Raw genomic sequence first — 15188 nt, 5'->3', positions numbered from 1 at the left:
GACGCCGGGGCTTTCGCTTTGGCGGATGGAATTGCCAATGCCGGGGCGATTGTCTAGGGTCCGCAGGAGTTTGACCCGACCCATGGACGCGAACCCACCATCATGACCGTTGCACCTGTCTGCGTTTTCGCGTTTCGGCGTCCCGAACACACGCGGCAAACCCTGGCGGCCTTGTCGGCCTCGCCGCTGGCGGATCAGACGCCGCTCACCGTATTCGTGGACGGCCCAAGGGACGACCGCGATGTCGAGCCGGTGCGCCAAGTGATCGATATCGCCAAGGCGCAGAGAGGATTTGCCAGCCTGAACGTCATCGCCCGCGATGAAAATGCCGGGCTGGCCACCTCTATACAAGACGGCGTGACCCGAATGATGTCCGATCACGGGCGCGCCATCGTGGTTGAAGACGATATCGTGACCTCGCCCGCATTTCTGAGCTACATGAACGCGGCGCTGACAGCCTATTCGGATTGCGAGAATGTGGGCAGTGTCAGCGGATACATGGAAACAATTCCGGGCCTCCCCGAAAGCTTTTTTTCCCGAAAGGGAACGAGTTGGGGTTGGGCAAGTTGGCGGCGGGTCTGGCAGCGCGTCAATTGGGATGGCGAACGCTTGTTGCGGGAACTCGAGGATTTGAATCTCTCATATGAACTGGATTTCGGCTCGGCCGCCGGATTCTCAAATATGCTCAAGGACCAGGTGGCCGGGCGAAACGATTCATGGGCAATTCGATTTTACGTATGGAACTTCTTGAATGGGATGCTGCATCTGAATCCAGGCGAAAGTCTTGTGCAGAATATTGGTCATGATGGGAGTGGAACCCATTGCGCGAAGAGTGACCGCTATTCTACAGCGCTCGCCCAGCATGCCCCCAAGATTGATATGCGAATGCAGGTGATCGAAGATATGGGGGCCTACGAAACAATCTCAGAGCATCTGCGCGAGCAACACGGAAACTTCGGGGAAGCCCATCGTCGCCGGGGGCTTGTTCGCCGTCTGGCCAAGATAATAAGAGGAAAATTGGCATGATTCCCGTTGCGATCCCGGATCTTGGTGGTAACGAAGAGAAGTATGTTCTGGAGGCATTATCCAGTACATGGATATCCTCCACGGGTGCGTTTCTTGATCGTTTCGAACAGGAATTTGCCCCACTCTGTGACTCCCGTTTCGGTCTGGCGGTCTGCAATGGAACCGCCGCATTGCACCTTGCCATGCTGACATTGGATGTTGGCCCGGGGGACGAGGTTCTGGTGCCCTCGCTTACCTATGTCGCGACAGCCAATGCCGTGCGCTATGTTGGTGCGACACCGGTGTTTGTGGATGTTGAGCCAAGTACCTGGTGTATCGACCCGTCTTTGATTGAGTCGGCGATCACTCCTCGAACGAAGGGCATCATTGCGGTTCATCTCTATGGCCACCCGGCTGATGTGGATAGAATTAACCAGATAGCGGCCGCGAACGATCTGTGGGTTGTTGAAGATGCGGCAGAAGCGCCGCTGGCTGAATACAAGGGACGTCGCGTCGGATCATTGTCAAGTATCGCGACGTTTTCATTCTTTGGAAACAAGGTGCTAACTTCGGGAGAGGGCGGAGCAGTAACGCTAAGCGACGAGACGCTTCTTCAAAAGGCCAGGACCATAAGGGGGCAGGGAGTCGATCCGCACCGCAGGTATTACTTTCCGGTTATTGGCCATAATTTTCGTCTGACGAACATCGCCGCTGCCATTCTATGTGCGCAGATTGAGCGTGCCGAAACGATCCTGGCGCAGAGGCAGGCCGTTTTCGATAGATACGAAAGCCTGTTGGCGAATGCCCCGGGCATCGGATTTCAGCCAGTGGCGGCCTGGGCGAAACGATCACCATGGTTGTTCTGCCTAACCGTGGATGCCGATACCTATGGACACACGCGGGATGAGTTGGCCGCGCACCTTCTTGAGAATGGCGTCGACACTCGCCCGTTCTTTTATCCACTGCACAAGCTGCCACCTTACGAGGCCAAAGGGGCAAACAAAGTTGATCTGCCCAATACCGATCTTTTGGCCGGATCTGGAATGAATTTGCCGACTTATGCCTCACTAGAACCGGCACAGATTGAAAAGATTTGTACATTGATCCGTGATTTTTCCAGATGATCGTAAAGCTTGAACAAATCAGACCGCTACGACCGGATGATTGGATTACGCTGACGGCATTTTTTGAAGCGCTAAGCGACACGGACCGTGCCTTTTTTCATCCGCATCCCTTTGACGCCGCCACCGCGAAAATAATCTGCGGCAGCGACCGGGATGTGTTTGTAGCCGGCTTTGAGGATGGGCGAATCGAAGCCTACGGGATGTTGCGCGGCTGGGCAGACGGCTATGAAGTGCCGCGCCTAGGGCTTGCCACGCGTCCAGAAGCCCGTGGTTGCGGTTGGGCTGAAGCGATGATGACGTATCTGCATCGCGTGGCTGCCGAAAAGGGCGCAACCCGTGTGGAGCTGAAAGTTAACAGTGACAACACAGCAGCACAGCGATTGTATCGGCGGTTCGACTATCAATTTGATGAGCATTCAGGGTCAGCGGGCGAATTGATCGGACGGAGAGAGCTTGAATGCGCATAGGTATTGACGCCCGTGTTGGAGGCGGCTGGTCCGGTGGGGTCGAGATGGTTGTGCTTGGTCTCGCGCAGGGTTTCTCGAAACTTTCCGACGGCGACGAAGAGTACCATTTCTTGGTCAAACCTGGAGAAGCCGATTGGCTGGAGCCTTTTCTCGGAGACAATTGTAGACTCTTGATGTCGCGCGCCCCTAAACCAGAGCGCCATGTGGCGACGACCCGTAATTTGGGGGGGCGACTGTCCTATTGGTGGCAGAGACGCCATGAACGCAAACTCGCCAAGGACATGGCCCGGCGATTGGGTGCGCCTGAATCTGTCGAGGGCAGCAACGGCAGGATCGAGGCGGCGGGAATCGATCTCATGCACTTTACCATTCAGCATGCAATTGCCACCGACATCCCTCATATCTATCACCCGCACGATTTGCAGCATCTTCACTTTCCCGATTTTTTTGATCCCGAAGAGATTGCAAGGCGCGAGAGAGTCTATCGATATTTTTGCAAGTCGGCGCGAATGGTTGCCACGGTATCCTCTTGGGTAAAGTCAGACGTCGTTGCCCAATATGATCTGCCCGAAGAAAAGGTTTCGGTTGTTCCATTTGCCCCTCCGAACCTCGGTTATGGAACACCTGATGCGGCGGATCTCAAGCAAGCGATCGAGAAGTTCGGACTGCCAAAGCAGTTCGCCTTTTATCCTGCCCAGACGTGGAAGCACAAAAACCATATTCGATTGATCGAAGCTGCGGCACGGCTCCGGGAATCCGGGGGCGCGGATATCTCCTTTGTATTCAGCGGCCAGAAAAACGATCACCACAAAGCCATTGCCGCGCGGGCCACGGAACTTGGCTTTGAGCAGAACATTCGCTTCATTGGCTTTGTGTCGCCCATCGAATTGCAATGTCTTTATTCGCTTGCCCGCTGTGTTGTTGTGCCGTCCTTGCACGAGGCAGCAAGCTTCCCGATCTGGGAGGCTTTTCTGGCCAATACACCGGTCGCTTGCTCATCGGTGACGTCGCTGCCGGAACAAGTCGGTGAGGCGGCGTTGTTGTTTGATCCTGAGGATGTTGGGCGGATCGGAGAAGCCCTGAATCGAATTTGGTCTGATGAAAAGTTGAGGCAAGACCTCGCAAGCCGTGGGAAAAAGCGTGTGGACGATCTGAATTGGGAGCGCACTTGCCGCCATTTTCGGGCACATTATCGCAGGCTGCTGGGCAGTCCTCTTACTTCGGATGATCAGGCCTTGTTGCGTTCCTCGCCCTTCCTTTAAGGTGAGGTGGTTTCGTGCTGAAGGCGCTGTTGCGCGATGCGTGCGTTGCGGTCGGCGCGGCGTTGGTCTTGCAGGGCTTGCTCGACATAGGTCAGATGGGCCACCACGGCGGAACGGGCGGCAGCGGGGTCGCGGGCCTGGATCGCGTCGTTTATGGCGCGATGCTGATCCAGCAGGGCGTCGCGGCTGGTGCGTTGTTCAAAGATGACCTGCCGGTTGTAGAACACGCCATTGCGCAGCAGATCGAACATTGATCGCATCATGTGCAGCATGACGACATTGTGGCTCGCATCCATGATGGCGCTGTGAAACTGCGCATCCAGCTCGGCGTCGTCCTGTGCGCTGCGTCGTTTCGGGCTGGCCATCCGGTCAAAGACAGCCTGGATCACCGCAAGGTCGTTCTCGCTTCCGAGCCGCGCGGCGCGGTCCGCGGCCAGCGCCTCGATATCGCGCCGGAACGACAGATAGTCGAACACCGCCTCGTCATGCCGGGCGAACAATTCGGTGAGCGCCGGAGAAAAGGCCGAGCCCAGCACCTCGGCGACAAACACGCCGGATCCCGCGCGCGGGGTCAGCAACCCCTTGTCCTGCAACTCGGCCACCGCGTCCCGAAGGCTTGGGCGCGACACGCCAAGCCGTTCCGACAATTCCCGCTCCGAGGGCAGACGCTCGCCGGGGCGCAGAATGCCGCGCAGGATCAATTCCTCGATCTGCCGAACCACCGCGGTTGAGAGCTTTTCCGTCTGGACTTTCTGAAACGGCATCTTGGGCCTCGCTGATTGGTCAAATATTATGACCGGTTTCAGAGGGGTTTCAACCGTCATTGTGGTCAATGTGTTCGCGTGATGCGTAACCCTTCCTTTACGCGAGGCGGTGCAGTATCCGGCCATGGTTCGGCTGATCTTGGCATTGCTGCTCGGGCTTGCGGGATGTGGCACCCCGGGGCGTTATTTTCATGGCATCCCCGCTACGCGCGTCAGCGTCGCGGGCAGCGTCTTTGACATTCGCGTGCGGGGCGATCTGGCCGAGGCGATCCGGGTCAACCCGCAATATGCGCCGCGGCTTGGGCCGCTTCCCGAAAGGGCCGGTTTTGCGATGGCGCAGGTCAGCGGTTGCACGGTCGTGCGGGTGCTGGGGGACCAGGCGCAGATGACCGGCGAGCTGTCTTGCGGCGGCCGCCCGCCTGACTGGTCGACCCGTCCGTCGCCACTCTCTTACAGCTGTGTTCAACTGAGCAGCTGGCTGGATGACGTGCCGGGGGCACCCTACTACGATTATGATTGTGATCCCTATTGATCCGGGCATATGCGCTTGGTGCCGTATCAATATATTGTGGAAAACTCCGCCGATTTGCCCAGATAAAGCGCAAACGCGTTGACTCGGGAGGGGGCAAGGCGGCACATTTCGGACTCAGGCAGGAATCACGACAGGTCCGACAGTGCGCTTTACCAAACTTCGACTGACCGGCTTCAAGAGCTTTGTTGACCCGACCGATCTGATCATCGCGGATGGTCTGACCGGTGTGGTGGGGCCAAACGGCTGTGGCAAGTCGAACCTGCTGGAAGCGCTGCGTTGGGTGATGGGCGAAAACCGACCAACCGCGATGCGGGGCGGCGGCATGGAGGACGTGATCTTTGCCGGGGCCGCCACCCGCCCGGCGCGCAATTTTGCCGAGGTCTGCCTGCATATCGACAATTCTGATCGCCTTGCGCCGGCGGGGTTCAATGACGCGGACAGCGTAGATATCGTGCGGCGCATCACCCGCGACGTGGGCAGCGCCTACAAGGCCAATACCAAGGATGTGCGCGCGCGCGATGTGCAGATGCTGTTTGCCGATGCCTCGACCGGAGCGCATTCGCCGGCGCTCGTGCGGCAGGGCCAGATCGCCGAACTGATCAACGCCAAACCCAAGTCGCGGCGGCGGATCCTCGAAGAGGCGGCGGGTATCTCGGGCCTGTATCAGCGGCGGCACGAGGCGGAATTGAAACTCAGGGGCGCGGAAAGCAATCTTGTGCGGGTCGATGACGTGGTCGAGCAATTGGCGACGCAGCTTGCACAACTGGCCCGACAGGCGCGGCAGGCAGCGCGGTATCGCACCATCGGGGAGCAGCTGCGCCAGGCCGAGGGCATGTTGCTCTATAGCCGCTGGAAAGAGGCCGATGCGGCGCGGGCGGCTGCCGAGGATGTGCTGCGCGCGCGGGTCACCGAAGCATCGCAGGCCGAGGCGGCGGCGCGGCAGGCGGCCAAGCTGCGGGCCGAGCTGGACGATGCGTTGCCCCCCCTGCGCGAGGAAGAGGCCATCGCCGCCGCGATCCTGCAACGCCTGCAGGTGCAGCGCGACACGCTTTCGGACCAGGAAAGCCGGGCCCGGCAGACGATCGACACCCTGACCGGCCGGATCGAACAGTTGGGCCGCGACATCGATCGCGAGGCGGGGCTGAACCGCGATGCCGATGACACGATCGAGCGGCTGGACTGGGAGTTGCGGGAATTGCACAAGGCGGGCGAAGGTCACGCGGACCGGCTCGCAGAGGCTGCGGAACTGGCGCAGGAGGCGGCGGCGGTCCTGCAGGCGCGCGAGACCGACCTGGCCCAGCAGACCGAAGACGTGGCGCGGCTTGCGGCGCGGTATCACTCGGCACAGCGGTTGCTCGAGGACAGCCGCAAGACACAGGCCAAGTCCGAGGCCGAGGCCGAACGGGCGCGCGATGCCATGAACGAGGCGCGCACGGCGGTGGATACGGCCGGGCAGGAGCTGGAGCGCGCCACCGAGGCCGAGGAAGTTGCGGTCGAGGCTGCGGCAAATGCCGAGGAAGTGCTGAGCCAGACCGAGGCGCAGCGGGCAGAAGCACATGAGCGCGAGGCGGATGCGCGCGCCGAACGGTCCGAGGCGACCGGCGAATTGAACGCGTTGCAGGCCGAAGTCACCGCGCTGAGCAAGCTGCTTGAACGGGATACCGCCGAGGGCGGCCAGGTTCTGGACCGTTTGCAGGTCGAACAGGGGTTTGAAAAGGCGCTTGGGGCGGCGCTGGCCGACGATCTGCGCGCGCCCGAGGTCGAGGGCGACGGGCCCTCCGGCTGGACGGTGCTGCCGGGCTATGCCGCGCCGCAGGCGCTGCCGGGTGGCATCACGCCGCTTTCGAACCACGTGTCGGTGCCCGAGGTGTTGCAGCGCCGCATGGGCCAGATCGGTCTCGTTGCGGCGGATGACGGGCCACGGCTGCAAGGGGATCTGATGCCGGGCCAGCGGCTGGTGTCGCTGGAGGGCGATCTTTGGCGGTGGGACGGGTTCCGCGCATGGGCCGAGGACGCGCCCAGTGCGGCGGCGTTGCGCTTGCAGCAGTTGAACCGGCTGGAAGAGCTCAAGCAGGCATCGGCCCAGGCCACGGCCCGGGCCGAGGGGGCGGCGCAGGCACATGAGGCGCTGACCCAGACGCTGGCGGACCTGGCGGCGGCAGACCAGGCGGCCCGTGCGGCGCGGCGGGATGCCGACCGGGCGGTGACCGACGCGGGGCGCGCGCTCAGCCGGGCCGAGGCGGATCGCAACCTGGCGCAGGGCAGGCTTGAATCGCTGGGGCTGGCGGTGTCGCGCCACGAGGAAGAGGCAATGGCGGCGCGGACACAATTGCGCGAAGCCGAGCGGGCGCTGGACGACCTGGGCGATCTGGATGCGGCACGGGCGGCGGCGGACGATATCAAGATGACCGTCGAAGCGAGCCGGATCACCATGATGTCGCGTCGCTCGGCCCATGACGAGCTGCGCCGCGAAGGCGAAGCTCGCACCCGGCGCAGCCAGGAGGTCACCAAGGAGCTGAGCGGTTGGCGGCACCGGCTCGAGACGGCGGAAAAACGCATCTCGGAACTGGCCGAGCGCAAGCTTGTATCGGAACAGGAACTGGACGAGGCCAGCGCCGCACCCGAGGAGATCGCCATCAGGCGCGAGGAACTCTCGGTCGAGATCACCAAGGCCGAAATCCGGCGGACCGAGGCCGCCGACGCGCTGTCATCCGGGGAAACAGCGCAGCGCGATGCGGTTCATGCCGAGCGCGACGCCGAGCGCACGGCGTCCGAAGCCCGCGAGGCGCGCGCCCGGGCCGAGGCGCGGATGGAGGCGGCGCGCGAAAGCGTCGGCCATGCCGCCGAACGGATCGCCGATGAACAGCAGCTCACGCCGAACCAGCTGCTCAACCAACTGGATGTGAACCCCGACGAGATGCCGGATGCAGAGGCGCTCGAGGCCGAGGTCAGCCGCCACAAACGGCAGCGAGACGCGTTGGGGGCGGTGAACCTGCGGGCCGAGGAAGATGCCAGGGAAGTGCAGGAAGAGCATGACACGTTGCAGGGGGAAAAGGCCGATCTGGAAGAGGCGATCAAGACCCTGCGCAGTGGCATTGCCAGCCTGAACCGCGAGGGGCGGGAGCGGCTGTTGACCGCATTTGAACAGGTGAACAGCAACTTTTCGCTGCTGTTCAAACATCTGTTCGGCGGCGGCGAGGCCAACCTGGTGATGGTCGAAAGCGACGATCCGCTGGAAGCGGGGCTTGAGATCATGTGCCAGCCGCCGGGCAAGAAGCTGAGCACGCTGTCGCTGTTGTCCGGTGGGGAGCAGACCCTGACGGCCATGGCGTTGATCTTTGCGGTGTTCCTTGCCAATCCGGCGCCGATCTGTGTGCTCGACGAGGTGGACGCGCCGCTGGACGATGCCAACGTGACGCGGTTTTGCGACCTGCTCGACGAGATGTGTCGCCAGACCGACACACGGTTCCTGATCATCACGCACCATGCGGTCACCATGAGCAGGATGGACAGGCTGTTTGGTGTGACCATGGCCGAGCAGGGGGTGTCGCAGCTGGTGTCGGTCGATCTGAAAAAGGCCGAGTCGATGGTGGCCTGACCGCCGCGCGGATGAACGCGGTGACGCCTAGAGGCGCGACAGCAGGAGGGCGGTGGGCCAGGCATCGGCGGGCAGGCCAAGCCGCGCCTGTTCGGCCTGGACGGCGCGGCGGGTGCGCGCGCCGAGGATGCCGTCGATTTGTCCGACATCATGACCGCGCGCCTGCAACCGGGTCTGCAGGTGTTTCATCTCTGCGCCGCTCAGCCCGGGATCGGGAGCCCCGGCATCATAGATTTGCGCGCCTTCCAGCCGGGTCGCGAAGTAGGCGGCGGTCAGGACATAGACAAAGCTCTGGTTCCATTCGAAATAGACGTTGAAATTCGGATAGGCGATAAAGGCCGGCCCCTTGTGCCCCTGGGGCAGGATGATCGACGCCGCCAGGTTGTCCGCGCCAAGGTTGCCCTGCCTTGCGCTGACGCCAAGCGCGCGCCAGTCGGCAACGGTCTTGCGGTGATCGATGCCGGTTTGCGACCAGTCGAGCGTATCGGGCAGCACAACCTCCTGCAACCACGGCTCGCCTGCGCGCCAGCCCAGATGCGCCAACATGCGCCCGCCCGACATCAGAGCATCGGGGGCAGACTTCTTGAGCGAGACCTGCCCGTCGCCATCCCCGTCGATGCCGTTTTCAAGGATGTCGCTGGGCAGCATCTGGACCATGCCGATTTCCCCGGCCCATGCGCCGGTGGTGCGGGTGGGGCTGAAATCACCGCGTTCATAGAGTTTCAGCGCGGCAAGGATCTGCGGGCGAAACAGCTCTGGCCGCCGGCAATCATGCGACAGGGTCAGCAGGGCGTTCAGCGTGTTGAAATCGCCCTGGACCGCGCCATAGTCGGTTTCAAGCGCCCAAAACGCCAGAAGCACGCCGCGGGGCACGCCGTATTCGGCTTCGATTCGGTCAAAGACGGCGTCATATGTCCGTGCATTGTTGCGGCCCCGATCGATGCGGTTTTGCGAGATCAACCGGCGGGAAAACGCGATGAAGGGTTTCTGGAACACCCCTTGCGAGCGGTCCGCGCGCAGCACCCGCTGGTCGGGTTGGGCCGAGGCGAAAAACGCATCCACGGTTGCGGGCGCGTGCCCCGCCGCGATGGCCTGGTCCCTGAGCCCGGAAACGAAAGTGGAAAATGATCCGCCGCATGTGGCGTGAACGGGGCCTGCCAGCATCATCGCCGACAGGAAAATGGTGAAGATGCGCATGGTCTGGCCCGGTTTCAACTGAACTTGGTTCAGATTAGCGACAGCAGATGCGGGGTTGCAATGACCATTGCCATCACCAGCACCCCCCACCAGACCCGCCAGAGGATCGCGACCGCCGCGTCGATCTCTGCCGCGCCGATGTCCTTGCGCGCGGAGCCGTTGACCCAGGCCAGCTGCCTGAGCTGGCCATCATAGCTGCGCGGTCCGGCCAGCGCGAGATCAAGGGCGCGGGCCATGGCGGCTTCGGGCCAGCCGGCATTGGGCGAGCGATGCTGGCGGGCATCCCGCGCAATCGCGGGCCACTGGCGCAGCTGACCGGTTAGAAGAGCAATCATCAGCCCGGTGAGCCGCGCCGGGATCAGGTTCAGCACGTCGTCAAGCCGCGCCGCCGCCCAGCCAAAGGCGAGATAGCGGTCATTGCGATAGCCGATCATGCTGTCGGCGGTGTTGACGATCTTGTAGATCAGAAGGCCGGGCAACCCGGCGACGAGGAACCAGAAGGCCGGGGCAATCACCCCGTCGCTTAGATTTTCTGCGGCGCTTTCGATGGCAGAGCGTGCGACCTGGTCCGCGCCCATGTCGCGGCAATCGCGGCTGACGATCATCGCGACGGTGCGGCGCCCGTCACCTAGCGTGCGGCGCAGCGCCTGGGCCACCGCCGCGACATGCTGGACAAGCGATCTCTGTGCCAGCAGGATCGCCGCCGCGAGGATTTCAACCACGGGGCCCACCAGGCCGAGCACATACCCGGCGGCCGCCGCGATCGCGACCAGAAGCAGCAGCGCCATTGCCCCCCTGAACCGCCGCGCCGCGCCCCGGTTCAGCCTGCGGTCCAGCCACCCCACGGTCCGCCCCGCCAGCACGGCGGGATGCGGCAAGCGCGACCATAGCCAGCCAGGTTCGCCCAGCAGCGCGTCAAGGATCAGCGCCAGAACAAGGGCCAGAGCGGTGGTCAAACCGCGTCTGCCAGGCGTTGCCACCCGTCGGCCGGCGGCAGGCCAAGGCGCAGGAAGCTCTGCGAATAGGGGAAAATGCGCGACCAGATATGGTGCCGGGCAAGCCGATCCTGCCAGGCGGCGGCATCGTCAACCGCATACAGGCGGAACAGGTCGGTGCCCCCGGCGATCCGGGCACCCCGAGATGTCATGATGTCATCAAGCCGGCAGGCGTCTTGGTGCAGGCGGGTACGCGTTTCGTCGGCCCATGCGAGATCCCGCAGGGCCGCCGCCCCGACGCGCAGGGCCGGACCCGAGACCGGCCAGGGGCCGAGCATTTCCGACAGGCGCGCGATTGTCCCCGGCGCGGCGATGGCAAAGCCCAGTCGCAGCCCTGCCAGGCCCCAGAACTTGCCAAAGCTCTTGAGCACGATCCGACCGGGTTGTGCCGCGAGGTGAACGAGGCTTGCCTCTGGGGTCACGTCGCAAAAACTCTCGTCGATCACCGCGAGATCGGCCTCGGCGTCGCTGCCCTGCCATATCCGCCCGTCCGGATTGTTCGGATTGACCAGAACGCGGGCCTGGGCTGGTCCATCGGCGGCGACCTGCCAGCCATTGGCGGAAAACGCGGCGGCGTGTTCGTTATAGGTCGGCTTGGTGATCCGCACCCGTGCCGCCGGGGCGAGGGCGGGTATCCGCGCGATCAGCGCCGAGGCGCCGGGGGCCGCGAGGATCTCGGCCCCGTCCGGAACCGCCCAGAACGCCCGCGCCGCATCGCTCAGGGCGAGTTGCGCAGCCTCGTCCGGCAGGGTGTTCCAGTCGCGCGCCGCGAACCCGGTCAGCGGGTAGGGCACCGGGTTGATCCCGGTGGACAGGTCGATCCAATCGTCCCGCTTGCCCCCGTATCTGTCGACTGCGGCATCGATTCGCCCGCCATGGTCACGGTCGCTTTGCTTGGGCTGTCGTGTTGGGAGGGACATTGGCCAATACTTCACGTTTTCGTCAATTTTAACGCTGTTCAAGCGGATTTTCGCCGGAATCACAAGGATGGTGTCGTAGGGTGAACCACCTCCGGCCTGTGTTAAGGTTTTGTTAAGGGATTGGGAACATCAGTCTACGCAGGGGTAAGAGGCACATGCGGAAGGTAAAATTGAGAACAGTGCCCGGGTGACATTATGAAAGTGCTAATTGTAGAAAGCAGACCTGAATTGGGTCTTTTGTGGCGGCGCCATCTGGAACGGCAGGGCGCGGTCGTGAGCCTTGTGCACAGTCAGGAGGCGGCGATCATGTCGCTATCCGCCGAGGATTACGAGATCATCGTGCTTGATCTGGTGCTCGATCATGGCAGCGCGCTTGCGGTTGCCGATTTCGCCAGCTACCGGCGCCCCGACGCGCGGGTGATCTTTGTCACCAATACCAGCTTCTTTTCCGACGGGTCGATCTTTGCCCATTCGTCCAATGCCTGCGCCTATGTGCAGAGCGAAACGCCGCCAGAGGACCTGGCGGCGATGGTCGAGCATTATGCCGCGCCGCGCTGATCCCGGCGGTGCGGTTCGGACCAGTCGATCACCGGATTGATCGGAATGATCCGGTTCGGATTGATGGTCTCGTGGCTGAAGTGATAGTGGCGGACGATATGCTCCATGTTGACCGTCGCCGCGACGCCCGGCCATTGGTACAGTTCGCGCGTATAGGCCCAAAGGTTCGGATAATCGATCAGCCGCGCGCGGTTGCATTTGAAATGCAGATGATAGACGGAATCGAACCGCAACAGCGTGGTAAGCAGGCGCCAGTCGGCTTCGGTCACGCGTTCGCCCAGCAGATACCGGCGTGACGACAACCGCTCTTCGAGCCAGTCGAGGCTGTCAAACAGCGGTCTGACCGCCGCGTCATAGGCGGATTGGCTGGTGGCAAAGCCGGCCTTGTAGACACCGTTATTGACCGTGTCATAGATGCGGGCGTTCACCTGTTCGATTTCGTCGCGCAGCCCGGCGGGCCAGTAATCGTCGGTATTGCCGGTCAACCCGTCAAAGGCAGAGTTGAACATGCGGATGATTTCGGCGCTCTCATTGGACACGATGGTTTGCTGTTTGCGGTCCCACAGCACCGGCACCGTCACACGGCCGGTATAGGTCGGATCGGCGCGGGTATAGATTTGGTGCATGAATTCCGAGCCGAAAAGGTCATCGCCAGTCGCACCGTGATCGTCGGTTTCAAAGGTCCAGCCGCTTGCCAGCATGTCAGGATGCACCGCCGAGACCGAGATATGTTCGCCCAGCTGCTTGAGTTGACGAAATATCAACGTGCGATGCGCCCAGGGGCAGGCATAGCTGACATAGAGATGATAGCGTCCGGATTCGGCGGCAAACCCGCCGCGTCCCGTCGGGCCGGGCTGGCCATCCGGGGTGATCCAGTTGCGCAACAACGAGCTGGCGCGGTCAAAGCTGCCATCCTTTTTGACCGTGTTGATCCGTGCGTCCTGCCAGACGCCATCCACCAATTGTCCCATGACCTGTCCTCCTTGGTTACCCGCTCCAGTTAGGGCCGCGCGGGCCTTGCGCCAACCGAAGCCGGCGCGCAGCCCCCCTGCGCGGACGCACAGGCGGCGGAGCCATTTCGCAACACATATCGTTCGTAAACGCCCTGTTAGTCAGAAAAGGGTTTGACTAATTGCGTCCGGGCGGCAGGCTTGGAACCGCAGCCTGGGGAGGTCAAGCACGTGTCGACTTATGTTTCCGATGATGTTCGTTTGCAATTGAACGCGGCGCGTCTCGCGGCGCTCAAGAAGGTGAGTCGCCTGCGGGTACATGTGGGCGAGGCTCGCTATCCGGTATTGCGGCGCTGGAGCAATGGTTTCTCTGTCGAGGAAAAGACCGCGCCCATGTTGCGCGGCCTCGTCGATCTCTACGATGGAGGGCGGCACCTGTATCAATGCCTGATCATCGCGTCGGAATCCGAGGCGGGCGAGCGGCGCTATGAATACAAGCGCAGCACCGCGGCGGCGGATCGGGCACCGCTGGATCACTATCGTGAAGCCAACGCGCCCATCGGCCTGTTGCCGCGCGATTAACTATTGCAGATCCGAAAAGGCCTCGCGCAGGCGGTTGCAGGCTTCTTCGATGCGGCCGCGTTGGGTTGCCAGGTTGAAGCGCTGGAACTGGGAACCGCCGGTGCCGAAACCTGGTCCGGGCGAGGTCGCGATCCGGGCGTCCTGGCGCAGGCGGTTCTGGATTTCCGCGTCATCCATGCCGGTGCCTGAAAAATCGACCCAGGCCAGAAAGGTCGATTGCAACGGCATTGACCAGAGCCCCGGCAGCGACGCGATGGTGTCGTCAAACATCCGGCGGTTGCCATCCAGATGGGCCATCTGCGCGTCCACCCATTCGGCGCCTTGCGGGGAATAGGCGGCTTCGACCATCCGCACCCCCAGGGCACCCGGCGCATAGTCCAGCGTGTTGAGCCGCCGGCGCATCGCCGCGCGCAGGTCGGGGTCGGGGATGATCATGTTGCCGGTGCGCTGGCCCGCGATGTTGAAGGTCTTGGACGCGGCGGTCAGGTATACGGTGTTGGCGCGGGTGCCGGGGCTGGCCACATCCATCGGCACAAACCTGTTGCCGGCATAGACCAGGTCGTGATGAACCTCGTCGCAGATCAGGATCAAGCCGTTGCGTTCGGCGAATTCGGCGACCGCGCGCAGTTCACCGGCGGTCCAGATGCGGCCCGACGGGTTCTGTGGAGAACACCAGATCAGCAGCTTTTCCTTGCCGGTCAGGCGGCTCTGTGCGTCGTCAAGGTCGAGCACATAGGTGTCGCCCTCGCGCACCAGCGGACATTCGACAACCCGCCGGCCGGTCTTTTCGATCTTGGAGGCAAATTCGTGATAGACCGGCGGAAAGATAACCGCCCCGTCGCCCGGTTCGCTCCAGACATCGAGACAGAGTGCGATGGCATTGCCAAGCCCCTGTGCGGTCAGGACCCAATCGGTTTCGATCGCCCAATCATGGCGGGTTTGCATCCACCATTGCACCGCGGCGAGGTAGTCCGGGTATTCCCAGGAATAGCCGTATATCCCGAGATCCGCCGATTTGCGCACCGCATCGATCACGCAGGGCGCGGTGGGAAAATCGGAATCGGCGGTCCACATGGCCAGGCCGTCATCGGCGGACACACCGAACAGCGTTTCCATCTTGTCCCACTTGCTGCTCCGGGTTCCGCGGCGGTCTACAGGATCGTTGAATGTCATGCGGCTCTCCTTTTTCGGGGCAAGCTATCGGGTTTGAACCGGGGCGCAAGGGGCGTTGCGA

Annotated in this window: 14 protein-coding genes; 8 read left to right on the top strand and 6 right to left on the bottom strand. The window is 62.5% G+C overall.

The features are described 5' to 3' along the window. Nucleotides 1-102: 102 nt before the first annotated feature. From ACP15R_RS03650 to ACP15R_RS03635, 4 genes are read left to right on the top strand one after another with little or no spacing between them, the layout of a single operon-like run. On the top strand, nucleotides 103-1026 hold the full coding sequence (locus tag ACP15R_RS03650) for a hypothetical protein (RefSeq protein WP_424985017.1): 924 nt from the start codon (nucleotides 103-105) through the stop codon (nucleotides 1024-1026). Further along, a complete protein-coding gene (locus ACP15R_RS03645) occupies nucleotides 1023-2129 on the top strand; it encodes a DegT/DnrJ/EryC1/StrS family aminotransferase (protein WP_424985016.1) in 1107 nt (368 codons plus the stop codon). Before ACP15R_RS03650 ends, ACP15R_RS03645 begins: the two co-directional genes overlap by 4 nt. Further along, complete coding sequence (locus tag ACP15R_RS03640; RefSeq protein WP_424985015.1) at nucleotides 2126-2596, top strand: N-acetyltransferase family protein; 471 nt, start codon at nucleotides 2126-2128, stop codon at nucleotides 2594-2596. The genes ACP15R_RS03645 and ACP15R_RS03640 overlap by 4 nt, the downstream gene beginning before the upstream one ends. Beyond that, complete coding sequence (locus ACP15R_RS03635; protein ID WP_424985014.1) at nucleotides 2587-3858, top strand: glycosyltransferase family 4 protein; 1272 nt, start codon at nucleotides 2587-2589, stop codon at nucleotides 3856-3858. The genes ACP15R_RS03640 and ACP15R_RS03635 overlap by 10 nt, the downstream gene beginning before the upstream one ends. Here ACP15R_RS03635 and ACP15R_RS03630 read toward each other — a convergent pair. Beyond that, entirely contained in the window at nucleotides 3855-4622 is a 768-nt protein-coding gene (locus ACP15R_RS03630) for a FadR/GntR family transcriptional regulator (RefSeq protein ID WP_424985013.1), read from the bottom strand. The two genes, ACP15R_RS03635 and ACP15R_RS03630, sit on opposite strands and share 4 nt — an antisense overlap. A gap of 124 nt (nucleotides 4623-4746) precedes the next feature. Here ACP15R_RS03630 and ACP15R_RS03625 point away from each other — a divergent pair, with 124 nt between their 5' ends. Beyond that, complete coding sequence (locus tag ACP15R_RS03625; RefSeq protein WP_424985012.1) at nucleotides 4747-5154, top strand: hypothetical protein; 408 nt, start codon at nucleotides 4747-4749, stop codon at nucleotides 5152-5154. A gap of 142 nt (nucleotides 5155-5296) precedes the next feature. Next, on the top strand, nucleotides 5297-8752 hold the full coding sequence (gene smc / locus ACP15R_RS03620; RefSeq protein ID WP_424985011.1) for a chromosome segregation protein SMC: 3456 nt from the start codon (nucleotides 5297-5299) through the stop codon (nucleotides 8750-8752). A 27-nt stretch (nucleotides 8753-8779) separates the two neighbouring features. Here smc and ACP15R_RS03615 read toward each other — a convergent pair whose 3' ends face one another. From ACP15R_RS03615 to ACP15R_RS03605, 3 genes are read right to left on the bottom strand one after another with little or no spacing between them, the layout of a single operon-like run. Next, nucleotides 8780-9949 carry a lytic murein transglycosylase gene (locus tag ACP15R_RS03615; protein ID WP_424985010.1) on the bottom strand — a complete coding sequence of 390 codons (1170 nt, stop codon included), beginning with the start codon at nucleotides 9947-9949 and terminating at the stop codon, nucleotides 8780-8782. A gap of 29 nt (nucleotides 9950-9978) precedes the next feature. Beyond that, entirely contained in the window at nucleotides 9979-10905 is a 927-nt protein-coding gene (cbiB, locus tag ACP15R_RS03610; protein WP_424985009.1) for an adenosylcobinamide-phosphate synthase CbiB, read from the bottom strand. Then, complete coding sequence (locus ACP15R_RS03605) at nucleotides 10902-11864, bottom strand: threonine-phosphate decarboxylase (protein WP_424985008.1); 963 nt, start codon at nucleotides 11862-11864, stop codon at nucleotides 10902-10904. Before ACP15R_RS03605 ends, cbiB begins: the two co-directional genes overlap by 4 nt. 195 nt (nucleotides 11865-12059) lie before the next feature. Here ACP15R_RS03605 and ACP15R_RS03600 point away from each other — a divergent pair, with 195 nt between their 5' ends. Beyond that, complete coding sequence (locus tag ACP15R_RS03600) at nucleotides 12060-12422, top strand: response regulator transcription factor (RefSeq protein ID WP_424985007.1); 363 nt, start codon at nucleotides 12060-12062, stop codon at nucleotides 12420-12422. Here ACP15R_RS03600 and ACP15R_RS03595 read toward each other — a convergent pair. Further along, nucleotides 12404-13393 carry a glutathione S-transferase family protein gene (locus ACP15R_RS03595; protein ID WP_424985006.1) on the bottom strand — a complete coding sequence of 330 codons (990 nt, stop codon included), beginning with the start codon at nucleotides 13391-13393 and terminating at the stop codon, nucleotides 12404-12406. The two genes, ACP15R_RS03600 and ACP15R_RS03595, sit on opposite strands and share 19 nt — an antisense overlap. Before the next feature lie 210 nt (nucleotides 13394-13603). Here ACP15R_RS03595 and ACP15R_RS03590 point away from each other — a divergent pair, with 210 nt between their 5' ends. Continuing rightward, a complete protein-coding gene (locus ACP15R_RS03590) occupies nucleotides 13604-13954 on the top strand; it encodes a hypothetical protein (RefSeq protein WP_424985005.1) in 351 nt (116 codons plus the stop codon). On the opposite strand, the gene ACP15R_RS03585 is transcribed toward ACP15R_RS03590, so the two are convergent. After that, nucleotides 13955-15127 carry a MalY/PatB family protein gene (locus ACP15R_RS03585; RefSeq protein WP_424985004.1) on the bottom strand — a complete coding sequence of 391 codons (1173 nt, stop codon included), beginning with the start codon at nucleotides 15125-15127 and terminating at the stop codon, nucleotides 13955-13957. Nucleotides 15128-15188: the final 61 nt, after the last annotated feature.

Source organism: Microbulbifer sp. S227A, assembly GCF_049800935.1.
This window is presented reverse-complemented; position numbering and strand designations above follow the sequence as displayed.

Excerpts from the sequence above, each read along its gene's own strand:
- ACP15R_RS03625 (WP_424985012.1), top strand. The coding sequence starts at position 4,747 with ATGGTTCGGCTGATCTTGGCATTGCTGCTCGGGCTTGCGGGATGTGGC.
- ACP15R_RS03605 (WP_424985008.1), bottom strand. The coding sequence starts at position 11,864 with ATGTCCCTCCCAACACGACAGCCCAAGCAAAGCGACCGTGACCATGGC.
- ACP15R_RS03595 (WP_424985006.1), bottom strand. The coding sequence starts at position 13,393 with ATGGGACAATTGGTGGATGGCGTCTGGCAGGACGCACGGATCAACACG.
- ACP15R_RS03600 (WP_424985007.1), top strand. The coding sequence starts at position 12,060 with ATGAAAGTGCTAATTGTAGAAAGCAGACCTGAATTGGGTCTTTTGTGG.
- ACP15R_RS03635 (WP_424985014.1), top strand. The coding sequence starts at position 2,587 with ATGCGCATAGGTATTGACGCCCGTGTTGGAGGCGGCTGGTCCGGTGGG.
- ACP15R_RS03640 (WP_424985015.1), top strand. The coding sequence starts at position 2,126 with ATGATCGTAAAGCTTGAACAAATCAGACCGCTACGACCGGATGATTGG.
- ACP15R_RS03585 (WP_424985004.1), bottom strand. The coding sequence starts at position 15,127 with ATGACATTCAACGATCCTGTAGACCGCCGCGGAACCCGGAGCAGCAAG.
- ACP15R_RS03615 (WP_424985010.1), bottom strand. The coding sequence starts at position 9,949 with ATGCGCATCTTCACCATTTTCCTGTCGGCGATGATGCTGGCAGGCCCC.
- ACP15R_RS03650 (WP_424985017.1), top strand. The coding sequence starts at position 103 with ATGACCGTTGCACCTGTCTGCGTTTTCGCGTTTCGGCGTCCCGAACAC.
- ACP15R_RS03630 (WP_424985013.1), bottom strand. The coding sequence starts at position 4,622 with ATGCCGTTTCAGAAAGTCCAGACGGAAAAGCTCTCAACCGCGGTGGTT.
- ACP15R_RS03645 (WP_424985016.1), top strand. The coding sequence starts at position 1,023 with ATGATTCCCGTTGCGATCCCGGATCTTGGTGGTAACGAAGAGAAGTAT.